24 protein-coding genes are annotated in these 15,697 nt (G+C 40.6%); 16 read left to right on the forward strand and 8 right to left on the reverse strand.

Annotated features, from left to right (window positions below; genetic code table 11):
* Positions 1-296: 296 nt before the first annotated feature.
* Entirely contained in the window at positions 297-665 is a 369-nt protein-coding gene (locus AC2D3N_RS04135; protein WP_079678515.1) for a hypothetical protein, read from the forward strand.
* A gap of 104 nt (positions 666-769) precedes the next feature.
* Here AC2D3N_RS04135 and AC2D3N_RS04140 read toward each other — a convergent pair whose 3' ends face one another.
* A complete protein-coding gene (locus AC2D3N_RS04140) occupies positions 770-2,845 on the reverse strand; it encodes a S8 family peptidase (RefSeq protein WP_484692866.1) in 2,076 nt (691 codons plus the stop codon).
* A 187-nt stretch (positions 2,846-3,032) separates the two neighbouring features.
* On the opposite strand from AC2D3N_RS04140, the gene AC2D3N_RS04145 reads away from it, so the two are divergent.
* Positions 3,033-3,188, forward strand: a complete 156-nt coding sequence (locus tag AC2D3N_RS04145; RefSeq protein WP_484692867.1) for an anacyclamide/piricyclamide family prenylated cyclic peptide — start codon at positions 3,033-3,035, stop codon at positions 3,186-3,188.
* A gap of 171 nt (positions 3,189-3,359) precedes the next feature.
* Here the strand turns inward: AC2D3N_RS04145 and AC2D3N_RS04150 are convergent, their stop codons facing one another.
* Together AC2D3N_RS04150 and AC2D3N_RS04155 are read right to left on the reverse strand one after the other, a co-directional pair.
* Positions 3,360-3,551, reverse strand: coding sequence for a type II toxin-antitoxin system HicB family antitoxin (locus tag AC2D3N_RS04150; RefSeq protein WP_369821836.1), 192 nt, complete (start codon positions 3,549-3,551; stop codon positions 3,360-3,362).
* An 11-nt stretch (positions 3,552-3,562) separates the two neighbouring features.
* A complete protein-coding gene (locus AC2D3N_RS04155; protein WP_234996663.1) occupies positions 3,563-3,892 on the reverse strand; it encodes a type II toxin-antitoxin system HicA family toxin in 330 nt (109 codons plus the stop codon).
* Positions 3,893-3,972: 80 nt separating this feature from the next.
* On the opposite strand from AC2D3N_RS04155, the gene AC2D3N_RS04160 reads away from it, so the two are divergent.
* From AC2D3N_RS04160 to AC2D3N_RS04175, 4 genes are all read left to right on the forward strand, one after another.
* Positions 3,973-4,134 carry an anacyclamide/piricyclamide family prenylated cyclic peptide gene (locus tag AC2D3N_RS04160; protein ID WP_484692868.1) on the forward strand — a complete coding sequence of 54 codons (162 nt, stop codon included), beginning with the start codon at positions 3,973-3,975 and terminating at the stop codon, positions 4,132-4,134.
* Positions 4,135-4,312: 178 nt separating this feature from the next.
* Positions 4,313-4,543, forward strand: coding sequence for a type II toxin-antitoxin system Phd/YefM family antitoxin (locus AC2D3N_RS04165; protein ID WP_079678520.1), 231 nt, complete (start codon positions 4,313-4,315; stop codon positions 4,541-4,543).
* Positions 4,528-4,821 carry a type II toxin-antitoxin system VapC family toxin gene (locus AC2D3N_RS04170; RefSeq protein ID WP_200816751.1) on the forward strand — a complete coding sequence of 98 codons (294 nt, stop codon included), beginning with the start codon at positions 4,528-4,530 and terminating at the stop codon, positions 4,819-4,821. Before AC2D3N_RS04165 ends, AC2D3N_RS04170 begins: the two co-directional genes overlap by 16 nt.
* Positions 4,815-4,940, forward strand: a complete 126-nt coding sequence (locus AC2D3N_RS04175; protein WP_255377593.1) for a PIN domain-containing protein — start codon at positions 4,815-4,817, stop codon at positions 4,938-4,940. Before AC2D3N_RS04170 ends, AC2D3N_RS04175 begins: the two co-directional genes overlap by 7 nt.
* Here the strand turns inward: AC2D3N_RS04175 and AC2D3N_RS04180 are convergent.
* Positions 4,912-5,256: a hypothetical protein gene (locus AC2D3N_RS04180; protein WP_079678521.1), complete on the reverse strand. Its 345-nt coding sequence runs from the start codon at positions 5,254-5,256 to the stop codon at positions 4,912-4,914. The genes AC2D3N_RS04175 and AC2D3N_RS04180 overlap by 29 nt on opposite strands.
* A 61-nt stretch (positions 5,257-5,317) precedes the next feature.
* Positions 5,318-5,464 (reverse strand): hypothetical protein, encoded by a 147-nt coding sequence (locus AC2D3N_RS04185; RefSeq protein WP_484692869.1) that lies wholly within the window; start codon positions 5,462-5,464, stop codon positions 5,318-5,320.
* A 538-nt stretch (positions 5,465-6,002) separates the two neighbouring features.
* On the opposite strand from AC2D3N_RS04185, the gene AC2D3N_RS04190 reads away from it, so the two are divergent.
* From AC2D3N_RS04190 to AC2D3N_RS04225, 8 genes are all read left to right on the forward strand, one after another.
* Positions 6,003-6,395, forward strand: a complete 393-nt coding sequence (locus tag AC2D3N_RS04190) for a hypothetical protein (protein WP_484692870.1) — start codon at positions 6,003-6,005, stop codon at positions 6,393-6,395.
* Complete coding sequence (locus AC2D3N_RS04195; RefSeq protein WP_484692871.1) at positions 6,392-6,811, forward strand: HNH endonuclease; 420 nt, start codon at positions 6,392-6,394, stop codon at positions 6,809-6,811. Before AC2D3N_RS04190 ends, AC2D3N_RS04195 begins: the two co-directional genes overlap by 4 nt.
* A gap of 264 nt (positions 6,812-7,075) precedes the next feature.
* Positions 7,076-7,228: an anacyclamide/piricyclamide family prenylated cyclic peptide gene (locus AC2D3N_RS04200; protein ID WP_484692872.1), complete on the forward strand. Its 153-nt coding sequence runs from the start codon at positions 7,076-7,078 to the stop codon at positions 7,226-7,228.
* Between the two features lie 372 nt (positions 7,229-7,600).
* Positions 7,601-8,179, forward strand: a complete 579-nt coding sequence (locus tag AC2D3N_RS04205) for a Uma2 family endonuclease (RefSeq protein WP_484692873.1) — start codon at positions 7,601-7,603, stop codon at positions 8,177-8,179.
* Positions 8,180-8,568: 389 nt separating this feature from the next.
* Positions 8,569-9,006: an endonuclease domain-containing protein gene (locus AC2D3N_RS04210; protein ID WP_484692874.1), complete on the forward strand. Its 438-nt coding sequence runs from the start codon at positions 8,569-8,571 to the stop codon at positions 9,004-9,006.
* 15 nt (positions 9,007-9,021) lie between these two features.
* Entirely contained in the window at positions 9,022-10,998 is a 1,977-nt protein-coding gene (locus AC2D3N_RS04215) for a S8 family peptidase (RefSeq protein WP_484692875.1), read from the forward strand.
* Between the two features lie 64 nt (positions 10,999-11,062).
* A complete protein-coding gene (locus AC2D3N_RS04220; protein ID WP_079678529.1) occupies positions 11,063-11,269 on the forward strand; it encodes a cyanobactin biosynthesis system PatB/AcyB/McaB family protein in 207 nt (68 codons plus the stop codon).
* A 47-nt stretch (positions 11,270-11,316) separates the two neighbouring features.
* On the forward strand, positions 11,317-11,514 hold the full coding sequence (locus tag AC2D3N_RS04225; RefSeq protein ID WP_079678530.1) for a cyanobactin biosynthesis PatC/TenC/TruC family protein: 198 nt from the start codon (positions 11,317-11,319) through the stop codon (positions 11,512-11,514).
* An 88-nt stretch (positions 11,515-11,602) separates the two neighbouring features.
* On the opposite strand, the gene gap is transcribed toward AC2D3N_RS04225, so the two are convergent.
* The gene (gene gap, locus AC2D3N_RS04230; protein ID WP_484692876.1) at positions 11,603-12,625 is read right to left on the reverse strand and encodes a type I glyceraldehyde-3-phosphate dehydrogenase; all 1,023 of its coding nucleotides are present in this window, start codon (positions 12,623-12,625) and stop codon (positions 11,603-11,605) included.
* Positions 12,626-12,965: 340 nt separating this feature from the next.
* On the opposite strand from gap, the gene AC2D3N_RS04235 reads away from it, so the two are divergent.
* On the forward strand, positions 12,966-14,111 hold the full coding sequence (locus AC2D3N_RS04235) for an ATP-dependent 6-phosphofructokinase (protein WP_484692877.1): 1,146 nt from the start codon (positions 12,966-12,968) through the stop codon (positions 14,109-14,111).
* A gap of 11 nt (positions 14,112-14,122) precedes the next feature.
* Here AC2D3N_RS04235 and AC2D3N_RS04240 read toward each other — a convergent pair whose 3' ends face one another.
* Positions 14,123-14,503, reverse strand: coding sequence for a cyclic nucleotide-binding domain-containing protein (locus AC2D3N_RS04240; protein WP_339394359.1), 381 nt, complete (start codon positions 14,501-14,503; stop codon positions 14,123-14,125).
* Between the two features lie 23 nt (positions 14,504-14,526).
* Positions 14,527-14,727 (reverse strand): hypothetical protein, encoded by a 201-nt coding sequence (locus tag AC2D3N_RS04245; RefSeq protein ID WP_484692878.1) that lies wholly within the window; start codon positions 14,725-14,727, stop codon positions 14,527-14,529.
* A gap of 28 nt (positions 14,728-14,755) precedes the next feature.
* Here AC2D3N_RS04245 and thrB point away from each other — a divergent pair, with 28 nt between their 5' ends.
* Positions 14,756-15,691, forward strand: a complete 936-nt coding sequence (thrB, locus tag AC2D3N_RS04250; RefSeq protein WP_079678585.1) for a homoserine kinase — start codon at positions 14,756-14,758, stop codon at positions 15,689-15,691.
* Positions 15,692-15,697 lie beyond the last annotated feature (6 nt).

Consider the following 15,697-nt stretch of genomic DNA (forward strand, 5'->3'; position numbering starts at 1 on the left):
CATGACAAAACTTTGAAATTGAGTGATTTTTCTTGCTTTGGGGAATAAGGAAAACTTAACTATTATTGAGAAATGTGGGTTTTTTTTCCAGAATAGGGAGATTTTAAATTAATTTTATAAATCGAGATTATTTAAAATAATAAAAAGACTCTCGTTTTGAGATTAATTGCTTATTCCCTATTCCTTGCCATAAAACTTAAGCAAAAGGTTAAATAATTTAGTAAATAATTGGGTCTTCGCTTCTGTGCTGTCTAGGATCAGCTTAGGAAATTTTTTACTGAAACAGGAGTATTTTTATGGATGGACTGACCCAAAAAGTCGTCACTTTGACCCACAAAGTAGATGCCTTATACGAGATCATCACACAGCTTACGAATCAAGTCTCTGATCATTTGTCTCCAGAAGAAACCCCGAACTCATCCGATAAAACCATAGTTTTTCCCCCGTCCCTCCCCAATGTTCCCCAGACCCGCAAAGGTCTATCCCAACAGGAACACAAAGATATTTTGATTGATGATGAATATATAGAAACCAGTTACTATAGTCAAGAACCCTCTCTGACCGCCGACATTCAAATTCAACGACTAACGGCCCAACTCACTGCCGCCTATAACCGTATTGCGGCCTTAGAAGAACAGTTATTGTCAAAAAGAATACATTTTTAAGATGCGGAGAAAGGGTGTTAATACCTCAACAGTCAAGTGGTAAACGTCAACTGTCAACGGTCAACACCCAGCCCGCATCGGTTAAATGTAATACTCACCTATCTCTATTTCGGTACAGACCAAGAACGAACTTGTCCCAATGTAACCGGAATCATATAACTTACATCAATGGTAAAAAGATAAACCTTTTTGGCTCTCAAACCCCGTTCGGGATCAAAAAACTTTAATTTCACATCCCAACAATCGCTATTAACCCGACAGAAGGGACTTTTTTCGATTTCAATTGTATCTAATTCCATCCCGGTAGAAACAGCTTGAGCAAAACTAGAAGCGGCTTGAAAAGCGTTAGTTGCTGCAAAATTTAATGCCCGATCTTTAGATGTTTTTCCTAAATTTTGCAAATCAAAATAAACTCGTTTCAGAAAACTACTCAGAGATCTTCGCATTTCAATTTCGTTAGCGTCGGCTAGTTCTTCAGAAAGAGTTTGTAGGGCTGCATCCACTAAACCGTTGACTTTCCAACCGTACATTCCCCTGATGTTAGTAATAGTGATAACTGGAAGTTCTTGACCTGAAAATAGGGTAATTGTTTTATCAGTAATTTGTCCAGGAATACTCACCCTTTCCACATAATCATCGCTACTTTCAGGTTCAATTTGTCCGGCTAATATTAAGTTCAGCATTTCGTAAATATCAGCAGCAAAACCACCTTTTATTTCTAGGGCATAGATAGGATTTAATTCTTGATTAATAGTCCAAATTAAGGACTTACTTTCCGAGGGATTCTCAGCTAAATAATTGACAAGTTGAGAAGCATTATAAGGATTAGCTGGAATGGTTATTCCGTCAATTTCTACGGGTGGCATTAACTGTTTAAAACTATCTCGTCTGGCTTCACTGCCGAAGTCATAACCAATTGTTCCTAAAACATAAACTAGTTTAGAAACTGCACTAGCGGTAATCCCGTTAGTGGGTTGACTCGTGGTAATATTAGCCACCGCTACGGCTGAAGAACTCCTAGGAGTAGCGACATCACTTAAAGTTAGTAACTGGCTGTTAATTGTATTTTCTATTCTCTTAATAGGAGTAACAGTATTAACCGAAATAGTAATTTCTGAGGGTCTAATTTTAGACGTTTCAACTGTTGTTAATAGTTCTCCTGTTAATAAGTTGTAAGCCCCGGGAATATTTAGTTTTCCTAATAAACAGCGTTCGGGTTCTTCTACTTCTTTGGGGTCGCAAGGAATAGCACTTTTTAAAATAGCTTGTCGCACGGTTTCTGCATTCGGTTTTTCTCCTCGTTGCAGTTGCATACTCATTAATAAAGCCGAAATTCCGGTAACAATAGGTGCAGCGCAACTTGTCCCTTGTTGTTTAATAGGAATATCTGTTCCAGGTTCAGCCCCTAAGATATTTTCACCGTTAGCCATCACCCCTTTCTGTTGATAGTCACCCCCATAATTACTAAACTTAAAAGGTTGTCCATCATCACGCATTGCTCCCACTGTTAAAACATCGGGTAAAATCGAAGGAATACACCAACATTCGCCTTTATCATTACCACCCGGAGCCACAATTAAAATATTACTATCTTGACATTGTTTCACCGCCCGGGCAAAGATTTCTTGAGCCATTCCTGACTGAGTGGGATGACAAGCTGCAATATGAATAATATTAACCTCAGCTTTTAAGGCTTCGTTAATCGCATGGGTGAGGTTAACAAAGGAGATAAAATCATCTCCAGCGAAGGAAATAGGAATATTAATCGCGGTACAATTAGGCGCGATACCAGCAACAGGAGAGCCGTGTTGTCCTAAAATTGTACTCGAAATATGGGTCGCATGACTAGATAAATCAATCCGTGTCTGAATGGGTTTAGGAAAATCCTTAAAGAAGGCTTCGCGTTCTTTTTTGGCTTCTTCTTTATCGTGGTCGGGGTCTTGTTTTTTGGCTTTTTGTTGTTGATTAAATTCTGTCGCTAATTTTAAATAATGATAATACTCATCATTGAGTTCAATATCTTCTGTCCAATAGGGTTTAAATTGAGTAAAATTTGCCCCTTTAAAACAAGCCCTGTCTAAGTCTGCCGCACCATCAAGGATAGCAATTTTAATCCGAGAGTCGCCTTTTGTATGAGTCCAAAGTTCAGGTATTCCACGAATAGTAGTTAAATCTGGCATAGTTATAGTTATCGATCAAATAATTTTAGTTTACATTAGAAGCACTCTACTCTTGAGCATTGTATAGAGAAACTTTACCTATTTGCTAATAAGCATTGTTAATAATCATTACAAAGACTCAACCACCAGCATAACCTTAGATTATCATCCAGTCAGTCAAACTTCAACTAATCTGGAGACACAAACAATGATCAAGAAAAATATCCGTCCCCAACAATCTGCCCCGGTACAACGTCAAGTGACAACAACTTCTTGTCAAGGTGAAAAAGCATTATTTGCTAGTACAGAGTGTGATATTTTCACCAGACAATGTACTCCCTTTGCTGGAGACAACGCGGAGTAGTCCCCTTAATTCCTAACACTTACCTGAGTTTCTACCCCCCTAGCCCCCCTTAGTAAGGGGGGAATAAGAAGCACAGCACTTTTAATCATCTTTAGTAAGGGGGAATAATAAGCAACTTTAGCCACTATTACTAAGGGGGGAATAAGGAGCAACATAAATTACTAATCGGTTTCAAGCGACCTGTAATGTCTTTGGTTCTGGCAAAAGTTTCCCTATTTGCTCATAACCATACACTAAATCTTCTAAAACTTCCTTCGCGTTTTCTAGTGCTTCTTCATAGGTTTCGCCGTGAGTCCGTGCATATTGTCCCCACTCAGGTAAACTAGCAATATAAGCTTGATCTTCTTCAGACCACTGAATCAAAATACTATATTTCATTGTTCATCTCCTTGTTCTAATTGTTCTGGTTCTTTTATGCTTGCCATTATATCTTTTTCCTGATAGTTTTTTGCATCCTTGCTGTCTTTACCAGAGAGAACGACAGGTTTCGGTAAAAGGGGATGAATCCAGTAAGAATGACTACCTTTTCCCCGTTTAGGCAAGAGTATAAATCCTGCTTTCTGTAACATTAACATTTGTTTCAATTCTCCAACTTTTTTGGGCATTTGTCGTATAAATTTTGTTTGATTTTTGATTTTAAAATAACGACAGAACGACGCAATCTCACGGGGAATATGGTTCGGGAATATTGGGCTAACAATCATTACAAAAACCTTGACAAATCCTAAAGCATTAAGTTATGATTCCCTAAATTCAAAACTCATAAAATTTGGAGACACAAACCATGACTAAGAAAAACCTCAAACCCCAACAAGCCGCTCCTGTGCAACGGGAAAATACTACAGCTACCGTTGGTGCTAAAGGGATCACCGCAGCTTCGTGGTCGGTGTGGCTTACTGGGGAATCGGTGCCGGGCTTGCCTTTTGCCGGCGACGACGCGGAGTAGCCCCCTTAATTCTAACATTTACCTCAAAAGTAGTTGGAGTCTTATTCGAGAGATGAACCCCAGCCAACAGCTTACTACCCCAGGGTGATCGGCTTGGGTTCTTCGCTTTGAGTTTACTTTTATTGTAAAATAGCTGAAGATACGAGAAAAAATTGGGATACAAGGGAAAAAAAATTTTATGAAAACTGTTGACAAAACTCAATTAAAAGCTAATTTACTAGAATTGTTGCAAATTGTGGAGTCACAAGGAGAAGATATTTTGGTGACAGAGGGGAGTAAACCAGTGGTGAGAATTTCCCCATATAAAAAAAGTTATTCAACGGCGGAATTATTTAAGAATATGCGAGGAAAAGTTCAGTATTTTGAAGATTTAACTACCCCAACAACGGAAGAATGGCAGGAAATATAAAAATCGTTCTTGATACTTGCGCTCTAATTTGGTGGAGTTTAGATCCAGACAAACTTTCTCAAAAGGCAAAGGAAGCTTGTGAACAGATGGAACAGAAAAAAAATGGTTTAGTGCCATCAATAGCAGTCTGGGAAATAGCGATTAAGATTAAAAACCGCAAATTAGATTTAGGAGTGGATATTGATGACTATATTGCTACTCTTAAAAGGTCTGAGGTTGTGCGGATTATCCCAATAGATGAGGAAATTTGGTTAGACAGTGTTAAGTTAGAATGTTAGAATGGGAACACCGAGATCCGGCAGATAGAGTAGTTGTAGCAATTGCCCAAAGAAACCAAGCCGATATTATTACCGCCGATCAAAAAATAGCTAGTTTTTATTCTTCAGTAATTTGGTGAGATGCAGTAGTGAAGTAAGTTGACGTTCTTGAGATATTTCTCGTTTAATATCTTGGACAAGATCAACAATTTTCTCCCTTGAATCATAACCTGCTTCGGTCAAAGATTGTTTTAATTCCAGTTGTAATTGTTCTGCTGACATTAAAGGATGTTGTTGATATTCTTTGATTTGTTCCCAAAATTCATTAACCTCTGTTTCTGTTTCTTCCCAAAGAATAATAACTCTTACGGAACTGGGTGGAGTCCCTTTAATTGGGTAGTCTAAAGATAATTGACCTACCTTATCTATCTTTCCAGTAGATTGAATTGCTTTCATCGAAAAATTGGGTTTGAAACCCCGTCCTTTAGCGAAGCGAAGGACGGCTTTACAAAATCTTCTAGGTAACAATCAACCCGTTGGAACGGCGAATTAACTGTACTTTACTAGAAGCAATCTGCCCTAACCGTTTCCAATTAGCATCGCTGACAGATACTTGTCTTTCGGTGTCTCCTGACACATAACCAACACCCTTGGGACATTTCACTAAGTCCCCCTTACGGAAGCGATGACGAGTTGTAGAACCCCCATACTTAAGATGTCTTGGCTTGACCCAACGCCTTTACCAATCAGGCTTACAGATAATCCAAACTAGGGAAGTATTTGGAAGTGTGTACCAAACTATGTCTTTTGCGGTATTCGCCTCTTTCGTTGTCTAAATTGGTTTAGACAATCCCCGCACTTTTAGGGCGGGGTTGGTGAAAGTTATAAAGACTTTTGCCAACGACTTTTACTTACCTAGTCCATTCTACCACTACCTCACTCAAACACAATCTCACCAGAAATATTAGGTCAATAATTATAACAAAAATCTTGACAAGTAGCCTATCTTTAATTTAGGATGCTCTCAAATTCAACTTCAACTAAATGTGGAGAAACAAACCATGTTTTGAGAGATGAACCCCAGCCAACAGCTTACTACCCCAGTGGCATTGGGTTGGGGTCTTCTCTTTGGCTTTATACCTTTGGCAGAATTATATGGGCTATAATCTTAGGGTAAACCCAATTAAATCTTAACAGGAAAAATGACTCAAATCACGATTAATTTACCTGAAAGTTTACTGGAATCTGCTCAACGTCTAGGAAATGCTACGGCGCGAGAGCTATCAGAGGTTTTAGTTGATACCCTAGAAATCATTTTACCTGCTTTTAATAATTTTTCAAAAAGTGGCAATCATGTTGAAGTTTCCAATCTTTTAGATGCCGAAGTTATTGAATTAGCTAATTTAAAAATGGATGCAGTCCAAAATCAACGTTTGGGAGAACTACAAGCTCAGGGAAAAAATACCGGATTGACTGAAGCTGAAGGCTATGAATTATTGGTTTTAATCTCAATTTATCAAATGGGACAATTAAGAAAATCAACGGCGTTAGCTGAAGCCTTTAGACGAGGATTAAGAGACCCTTTATTACCATGAGTTTTCTCACAGAAGCCTTACGCCAAAGGATTCGACAACGAGCAGGAAATCGCTGTGAATATTGCCTTAGTCACCAAGATTATATTATGGGCAGACTACAAATTGATCATATCCAGCCCGTAGCTAAAGGTGGGGCTAATACAGAAGATAATTTATGTTTAGCTTGTGAATTATGTAATCAATATAAGTGGATACAAACTGAGGCTATCGATTCTGAATCTGAGGAGTTGGTTTCTTTATTTAATCCTCGCCTTCAAAAATGGCAAGAACATTTTACTTGGAGCCCAGAGGGAACAGAAATTATGGGAATAACGGCTTGTGGTAGAGCGACAATTATTGCTTTAAGATTAAATAATAATCTGGCTGTTATTGTCCGTAAAAATTGGGTTGAAGCGGGTTGGCATCCACCTGATTAATTTCAGACAGAATCTCACCAGAAATATTTGGTTAATACAGTGCTGGCTTTCCGTTACCTGGCACGGTGGGAAAAAACGAGACTTAGATTTTTTGGGGTGAGTATTTTTGCGATTAATTGCAGACAGAAACTCACACTGCACTGGAATATTTAATATATTTGCAAAAGAATTGTTAAAAAGTGTTACAAAAATCTAACCAAACTCAAAAGCAGTTTACACTATTCCTAAATTTTTGAAAATGTCGAGACACAAACCATGATCAACATGACCAAGAAAAATATCAAACCCCAACAAACCGCACCCGTCCAACGGGAAATCAATACCACTGCCTCTGAGGGTGATACTACAGGGCTGACACCCCACCATTGTGTAGCGATGGGAATTGGCAATCCTTTTGCAGGCGACGACGCAGAGTAGTCCCCTTGATTCTAGCACTCACTTCAAAAAATGTCAAAACTCTTTTTCTACTTGCCAAGGCGCACGGTTAGCATCAACGAATTGACGGACAATCCTTGTTAATTCGGGGCTTTCCGATACCTGGCACGGGGTTTGAACAAGACGAGACTTAGATTTTTTTGGGTGAGTGGTTTGACCTGTTTCGAGAGATGCACCCCAGCCAACAGCTTACTACCCCAGTGGCATTGGGTTGGGGTCTTCTTCTCCTTCGGTTTGTACCTTTGACAAAAGCCTTTGTACTTTCTGGCACATTCTTCTAAGCGAATTAGAAAAAACGAGAATTGAAAATATTAGACTTTATTATTATAAATCATTTAAAACGGAGTCAAATTGATGTTAATCACGAAACCCCGCTTTCAAACCTTTGCTGAGTATTTACAATATGACGATAATTCAGAAAAACTCTGTGAATTATTTAATGGAGAATTGGTAGAAATACCACCAGAATCAGGGTTTAATTTTCAAATTGCTAATCGCCTTTTTTTGGTTTTTGCTTTAATACTAGGAACTGATAGAGTTAGAGGTCATGGCTTAGAATTAGAAGTCAGAGGTGAACCGAAAAACCGTTACCCTGATTTGACCATTATTCGAGAAGAACATATTCAATTACTCTCCAAGAGAAATACCATTCTTCTTTCCATGTCACCACCTTTATTAGTCATTGAAGTGGTTAGTCCTGGGGAAATTCAAAGAGAAAGAGATTACATCGCCAAAAAATTACAATATCAAGATTGTGGCATTCCCGAATACTGGATAGTTGATCCTCAAACTCAAACCATTTTAGTCTTAGAACTAACTGGAGATACCTATAGGGAAATCGGTAATTTTACCAACGATGATTTAATTGCCTCTCCTGGACTTAAAGAATTAAACTTAAAAGTCTCCGAGGTATTTAATTCAACCAGTTTATAAATATTAGACTTTGTTATTACAAATCCTTTACAAATTAAATATCACTTTTGATGATTAATAACTCAGGAAAACATCAACATGAACAAAATGACTAACATTACCATCTGTTTCTACCCCCCTAACCCCCCTTACTAAGGGGGGGATAAGAGGAAGCAGGAAGCATCCCTAGCTACTCTTACTAAAGGGGGAATAAGAGGAAGCATCCCTAGCTACTCTTATTAAAGGGGAGAATAAGAGGAAGCACCCCTAGCTACTCTTAGTCAGGGGAAATTAAAAGCCTTTAGCCCCCCTAAAAGCCTTTAGCCCCCCTTAGTTGGGGGGTAGCCACCAGGGAATAAAAAGAACTATGTATTAAAGAACAAAATTATGATTAAATATGACTAAACTATATGACTGAACTTTATAACAGAAATTCCGAAAAAGAGAAACGACAATTTTTACGCAATAACATGACGGCGGCCGAACAAAAATTGTGGTTACAACTTAAAGGAAAGCAATTAGAAAACTGTAAATTTCGGCGACAGTATAGTGTATCTCAATTTATTATTGATTTTTATAGTCCAGAAATTAAACTCGCTATTGAAGTTGATGGCGACAGTCACTTTCAAGAAGGAGCGCAAGAATACGACCGAGAAAGACAACAGTTTATCGAGTCAGCTAGAATTACTTTTCTGAGGTTTACCAATGATGACGTATATGATAATATTTCAGCAGTTTGTGAAGTCATCACAGAAAAAATTCAATCCTTAAGAAAGCCTTCAGAAGCCCCCCTTAGTCAAGAAAATCTTCCAAAAGCCCCCCTTAGTAAGGGGGGTTGGGGGGGGTAAAACAAATACAATCAAATGAACAAAATGACTAACATTCCCGGACTGAAAAAACTATGGTCAGAAACTAGAGGTGATCCTAAAATTTGTGTCGCTATACTTGATGGTATAGTTGATCAAAATCACCCCTGTTTCATCGGTGCTGACTTAACCCGACTTCCTAGTTTAGTATTAGGAGAAGCCAACGCCAACGGCTCCATGTCCGCTCACGGAACCCATGTTGCTAGTATTATATTCGGTCAACATGATTCACCAGTAACAGGAATTGCTCCCCAATGTCGGGGTTTAATTGTTCCCGTTTTTGCTGATGAAAGTTTGAAATTATCGCAATTAGACTTATCTCGTGCCATAGAGCAAGCTGTTAATAACGGAGCACAAATTATTAATGTCAGTGCGGGACAATTAACCGATGCAGGAGAAGCAGATACTTGGTTAGAAAAAGCTATCCAATTATGCCAAGAAAACAACGTATTGCTAATCGCAGCAACGGGAAATGATGGCTGTGAATGTTTGCACGTTCCCGCCTCTTTACCGACTGTTTTAGCAGTGGGAGCAATGGATGATCAAGGTAAACCCGTTGACTTTAGTAACTGGGGCGAAGCATACCAAAAGCAAGGCATTCTTGCCCCTGGAAAAGATATTTTAGGAGCAAAACCTGGCGGTGGTACAATCAAATTGAGTGGGACAAGTTTTGCGGCTCCTATTGTCAGTGGAGTTGCTGCTTTATTACTGAGTTTGCAAATAAAAAGAGGGGAAAAACCTGACCCTCAAAAAGTTAAAAATGCTCTTTTACAAAGTGCTACTCCCTGTAATCCCAAAGACACCGATGATTTAAGTCGTTGTTTAATGGGAAAATTAAACATCCTTGATGCGATAGAATACTTAACAGGAGAAACCATGTCCGAAGGATTAGAATTAGAAAGCGTAGAAGCTTCTGGCTGTGGTTGTCAAGAGACTCAAATTAACGAGCCTGAACTTGATAGTGAACTACAACCCGCATCGGAAATAAACCCCGATGAAATAGTTGCTTCTGTGACGACCCAAACCCCAATTAATATTCCCTCATTCCCTCAACAAATTACAACCCAACCCGTTATGTCCAATCGTACCTCAAATTTTGTGACTGCCAGTGAAGCCCCTAGCGAACTTGAAGGCAAAAACTTAGTTTATGCTTTAGGTGTTTTGGGTTATGATTTCGGTTCAGAGGCTCGCAGAGATTCCTTTAAACAACTGATGCCAGGAGTTAGTATTGAAGGAACAATGATTCCTGCTAATCCCTACGATGCTCGGCAAATGGTAGATTATTTAGGAGAAAATTTACCCGAAGCTAAAGCGTTAATTTGGACACTTAATTTAGAGTTAACTCCGATTTATGCGATTGAACCCGTAGGCGGTTTTTCCAGAGATGTTTATGAGGTTTTACAATCACTTTTAAGCGGACAAATTCAAGAAGAAAATAACCCTGAATTTGTGCAACGAGTTAGCATTCCGGGTGTTTTAACCGGACGTAGTGTTAAGTTATTCTCAGGACAAGTTGTTCCGGTAATTGAAATTAATAATACTCGTGGTTTATACGGCTGGAAAGTTAATACCTTAGTCAGTGCCGCAATTGAAAGTGTGCAAGCTGAAGCTGGTGATGCTCAAGAAGATGCCATTCGCCGCACCTTAAGCAGCTTCTTAAATCGGATTTATTATGATTTACGCAACTTAGGTACAACCTCTCAAGACAGAGCTTTAAATTTTGCTTCTACAAATGCTTTCCAAGCTGCCCAAACCTTTGCTCAAGCGGTGGGTGCAGGTTATGAATTAGATAGTATTACCGTAGAAAAAAGTCCTTTCTGTCGTTTAGATAGCGATTGTTGGGATGTTAAATTAAAATTCTTTGACCCGGAAAATAGCCGTCGCGCCAAAAAAATCTATCGCTTTACCATTGATGTTAGCGATACCATTCCTGTCACCTTGGGTGAAGTTCGTTCTTGGTCAAGCGCTTATTAACCCCCCCCTACCCCCCTTATTAAGGGGGGAATTAAAAATAAATAATCAGTAAGGATTAAATCAAATGAGATTACCTAACCTTTCCCCTCCTGTTAAAAGACCTGATGTTATTTATCCCCATCATTCGGTTGATGTGGTTCATGGTACTGTTGATGAATTACTGAGTATTCGCTTAAAATTATTACACGGTGCTAATTATAACGACCCCGCAGCTTTTGCGAACCGAAGCTATCAACAACTTAAATCTTCAGGTTGTCGATGTGGATTTTAATATAGGTTGTGGTTTTTACTTAAATTGAACAAGGAGTTAAGGGAATTATGAGCAAGGAAAAAAATCCAAAGGCAGAAAATAAAGTGACTAAATCTATTAGCAAACCCGAAAAAAAAGAAATTCAACAAGATTGTCTCATGACCGGACTTTCGGATTATGGTTTCTGGTCACAAAAGGTTAAAGAAGAAGTTGCAGCCCGAAAAGAACCGGATGCTCCTTTCCGTCGGGGTCGAATTTGGTGTTAGTCTTGGTGCGATCGCCATTCAGGATCATAAGAACAAAACCTCTGTAGAGACACAACATTAACGTATCTCTACAGAGGTTCAGAAATAATTAAAGAATACCGTCTTTTTTCGCCATTGCTGTGATTAAATCAATGACACGACAAGAATAACCCCATTCATTGTCATACCAAGCCACAACTTTAAAGAAATTAGCATTAAGTTCTATCCCAGCTTTAGCATCAAAAATACTAGAATTGGGGTTAGTAATAAAGTCTGAAGAAACCACTTCATCTTCCGTATAGGCTAAAACACCTTTCATCGGGCCTTCAGCCGCCGCTTTCACCGCCGCACAGATTTCTTTATAGCTGGTGGCTTTTTCCGTGCGGAAGGTGAGGTCAACCACAGAAACATTAGGAGTCGGAACTCGAAAGGCCATTCCCGTCAGTTTTCCTTTTAGTGCAGGTAAAACTAAAGTTACGGCCTTAGCTGCCCCGGTAGATGAGGGAATAATATTTTGCGCCGCCCCGCGTCCCCCGCGCCAGTCTTTCTTACTGGGGCCATCAACGGTCGGTTGGGTGGCGGTCATGGAGTGAATGGTGGTCATTAACCCTTCCGCTAACCCAAAGTTATCCTGAATCACTTTGGCAACCGGGGCTAAACAGTTGGTGGTACAACTAGCATTAGAAACAATTAAATCAGAAGCGGGGTCAAAGGTTTCATGGTTCACCCCAACTAACAGAGTTTTAACTTTTTCCGGGTCTTTGGTGGGCGCGGAAATAATTACCCGTTTAGCCCCGGCTTCAATATGTTTGTGGGCGCCATCATAGTCACTAAATAACCCCGTAGACTCGACCACATAATCCACCCTGTCTTCTTTCCAGGGGAGTTGGGTCGGGTCTTTGATGGCCGTACAGCGAATAAAATGTCCATCAACAATAATGCCATCTTCCTTGGCTTCCACGATGCCCGGAAATACTCCGTGGGTAGAGTCGTATTTGAACAAATAGGCTAAGTTATCGGGAGGAACGAGATCATTTATCCCCACAAACTCAATATCGGGGTTATTAATAGCTGACCGCATCACCAAACGACCAATGCGACCAAACCCATTAATTCCTACTCTTAACGCCATATTATTAACTCCTTTAGGCAAAATTTAAACAGACTTGATGGCTCAAGCTGTCAACTAGTGGTAAACTGTAGCATAAGTGTTGATTGTTGAGCTTCTTTCTTTCTGTAATTTTAATAAAATTAGAATTTTAATCTTGATTCGGTGATTTTCAAAGTTAGGTGATATTTGGGGTAACTCACATAAGTTTATTCCCAGGTTAAAGGTTTAAAATGCTGATATTCCTGATTTTTTTACTGAACGTTAAGAAAGAATAAAAAAGACTAATTTTATCCCTAACAGTATTAACAAATTGATCGAAAATCTGTACTATTCAAGGGTATACGATTGGGCTTAAACTTAAATGAACAAACGTAAACGAATTGGCATTCTTACCAGTGGCGGAGACTGCCCGGGTCTCAATGCGGTGATTCGGGCCGTTGTCAATCATGCCACATCTGAGTATAACTGGGAAGTCCGAGGCATTCCCTATGCCACTCAGGGGCTGATTGAACGAAAAAGTGTGGTATTAAATTCCTATGGTTTAGAACGGCATGGAACCGATCCCCTATTAAGTATGGGTGGAACCATTTTGGGTTCGATTAACAAGGGAGATACAGAAGGCAATACGGACGAAATTATTCAGGGATATTATGATTTAGGACTTGATGCTTTGATCGCCATTGGGGGGGATGGTAGCCTGGCAATTTTGCAGAAACTTGCCGAAAAAGGCGGTTGGAATTTAGTTGCTGTCCCCAAAACTATTGATAATGATGTTGCCCATACCGAATTATCCGTGGGTTTTAACTCCGCCGTCACCACAATTTTAGACTGTTTAGATCGGTTGAGTTATACCGCCGCCAGCCATGACCGGGTAATGGTGGTTGAGGTGATGGGACGGACAACCGGACATTTAGCCCTATATTCGGGAATTGTTGGGGGAGCCGATGCCATTTTAATCCCGGAAATTCCCTACTCAATTAAAACCCTCTGTAAACGCATTCGCGAGTTACGCAATCTCTGGGGACGGAAATTCGCCATTGTGGTAGTCGCTGAAGGGGCAAAAACCGCCGATGGGGAGAGTCGCTACTATAAAGATGCCCTGGGAGAAGTCCGACTGCGGGGAATTGGGGAATATGTGACTGGGGAAATTGAAAAAAATCTGGGGGTAGAAGCCCGGGTCACCGTCTTAGGTCATGTTCAACGGGGTGGGGCTCCTTCTGCCTTAGATCGATTAATTGGCACTGCCTTTGGAAAGGTGGCGGTGGATTTAATTGCCCAGGAAACCTACGGAGTGATGGTGGCTTGGCATAATAATGCTGTTACCACTGTTCCCTTAGATCAGGTATTTGCCGATAGTCCCCTACTCATTGACCCCCAGGGATTTTGGGTGGAAACCGCCCGATCCCTGGGAATTTATCTGGGAGAAGAACTCGATTGTGAAAACGTCACTCCGTTAAACCCGAATATAAATTGTTTAAAGCCTCCTTATTTAGAGACAATAACTTAGATTAATTAGGTTTAAATAGAGTGTTTTAACCGACGTAAGCGATCGGAATAACTCTTGAGAACTTCTAAGGCAAACATGGGAGTTTGCTGAACGGCAAATAGAAATCGAGATTTATCCATGGTGGCTAAAAGACAATCGGTTTTAGCGATCGCCGTAGACGCTCGTGTGTGATCGGGTTGAACTAAAGCACCCTCCCCAAAGACATCTCCAGCCGTCAGAGTTTCCACCGCTTTCCCATTCACCCATAACTGGATTTCCCCTTCGAGAATGCCATACAAAACATCTCCGGTTTCGCCCTCCTCAAAAATCACTTGATTGGCCAGATAGGATTGTTCTGGCTGTTTTTTAAACAGTTTTACGGTTTCGATGGGCTGTAACATAGTGTTATCCATTCAACCAGTTGAAATATGCTCTCTTAGATCAATCCTAGGGCAGAATAGGAAAAGAAAGACAGGGTAATATAGCAATACCCAAACCCCGAGGGTGAAATCTTTTCTCCCCCATTCCCCATTCCCCATTCCCCATTCCCCATTCCCCATTCCCCATTCCCCATTCCCCATTCCCCATTCCCCATTCCCCATTCCCCATTCCCCATTCCCCATTCCCCATTCCCCATTCCCCATTCCCTACTACATTTAAATCTTATGCCTAACACTGTTACTGTAACTATTCCCGCAACAACGGCCAACTTGGGGCCAGGGTTTGATTGTATTGGAGCCGCCTTAACTCTATACAATACGCTGCGTTTTTCTAATTTTAAAAATACTTCAAGTGAGACCTTAAATATTACGGTTCAAGGGACAGAAGCCGCCGGAGTGCAGACCGATGAAAGTAACTTAGCCTATCAAGCCTTTATTCGGGTTTATCAACATCTGGGTCAAACGCCGCCCCCTGTTCAGATCGAGATTGATTTAGGAATTCCTTTAGCCAGGGGTTTAGGGAGTTCCGCCACCGCCATTGTGGGGGGACTGGTGGGGGCGAATACCTTAGCCGGAAATCCCTTAAATCAGGGAGATATCTTACAATTGGCAATTGAAATGGAAGGACACCCGGACAATGTGGTTCCGGCTCTCCTAGGCCATTGTCAATTATCCGTATCCAGAGGGGAAAATGGCATCGGCTGGGAAATTTGCCCCATTCCCTGGCATTCTGATCTGGTTCCGGTGGTGGCAATTCCTGATTTTGAATTATCCACCGCAGAAGCCAGAAAGGTTCTCCCCCAAACCTATAGTCGGGCGGATGGGATTTTTAATACCGCCCATCTGGGATTATTAATTAGAGGTTTAGAAACCGGAAACCCCGACTGGTTGAGGGTGGCTCTCCAGGACAAAATTCATCAGCCCTATCGAAAATCCTTAATTAAAGGCTTTGAAACCGTGCGCACGGCGGCATTAACGGCCGGAGCTTTTGAATTAGTTATTAGCGGGGCGGGGCCGACGTTATTAGCTTTAACCGATAAAATATCAGCCCCGGCGGTGGCGGTAGCGATGACGATGGCCTGGAAACAAGAGGGCGTAAACCCAGAAGTTAAGGTTTTGCAACTGGATACTCAAGGGGCTACGGCTATGAATATTAAATAGGAGCAA

The organism is Planktothrix sp. PLAVEN19ND (assembly GCF_057220675.1).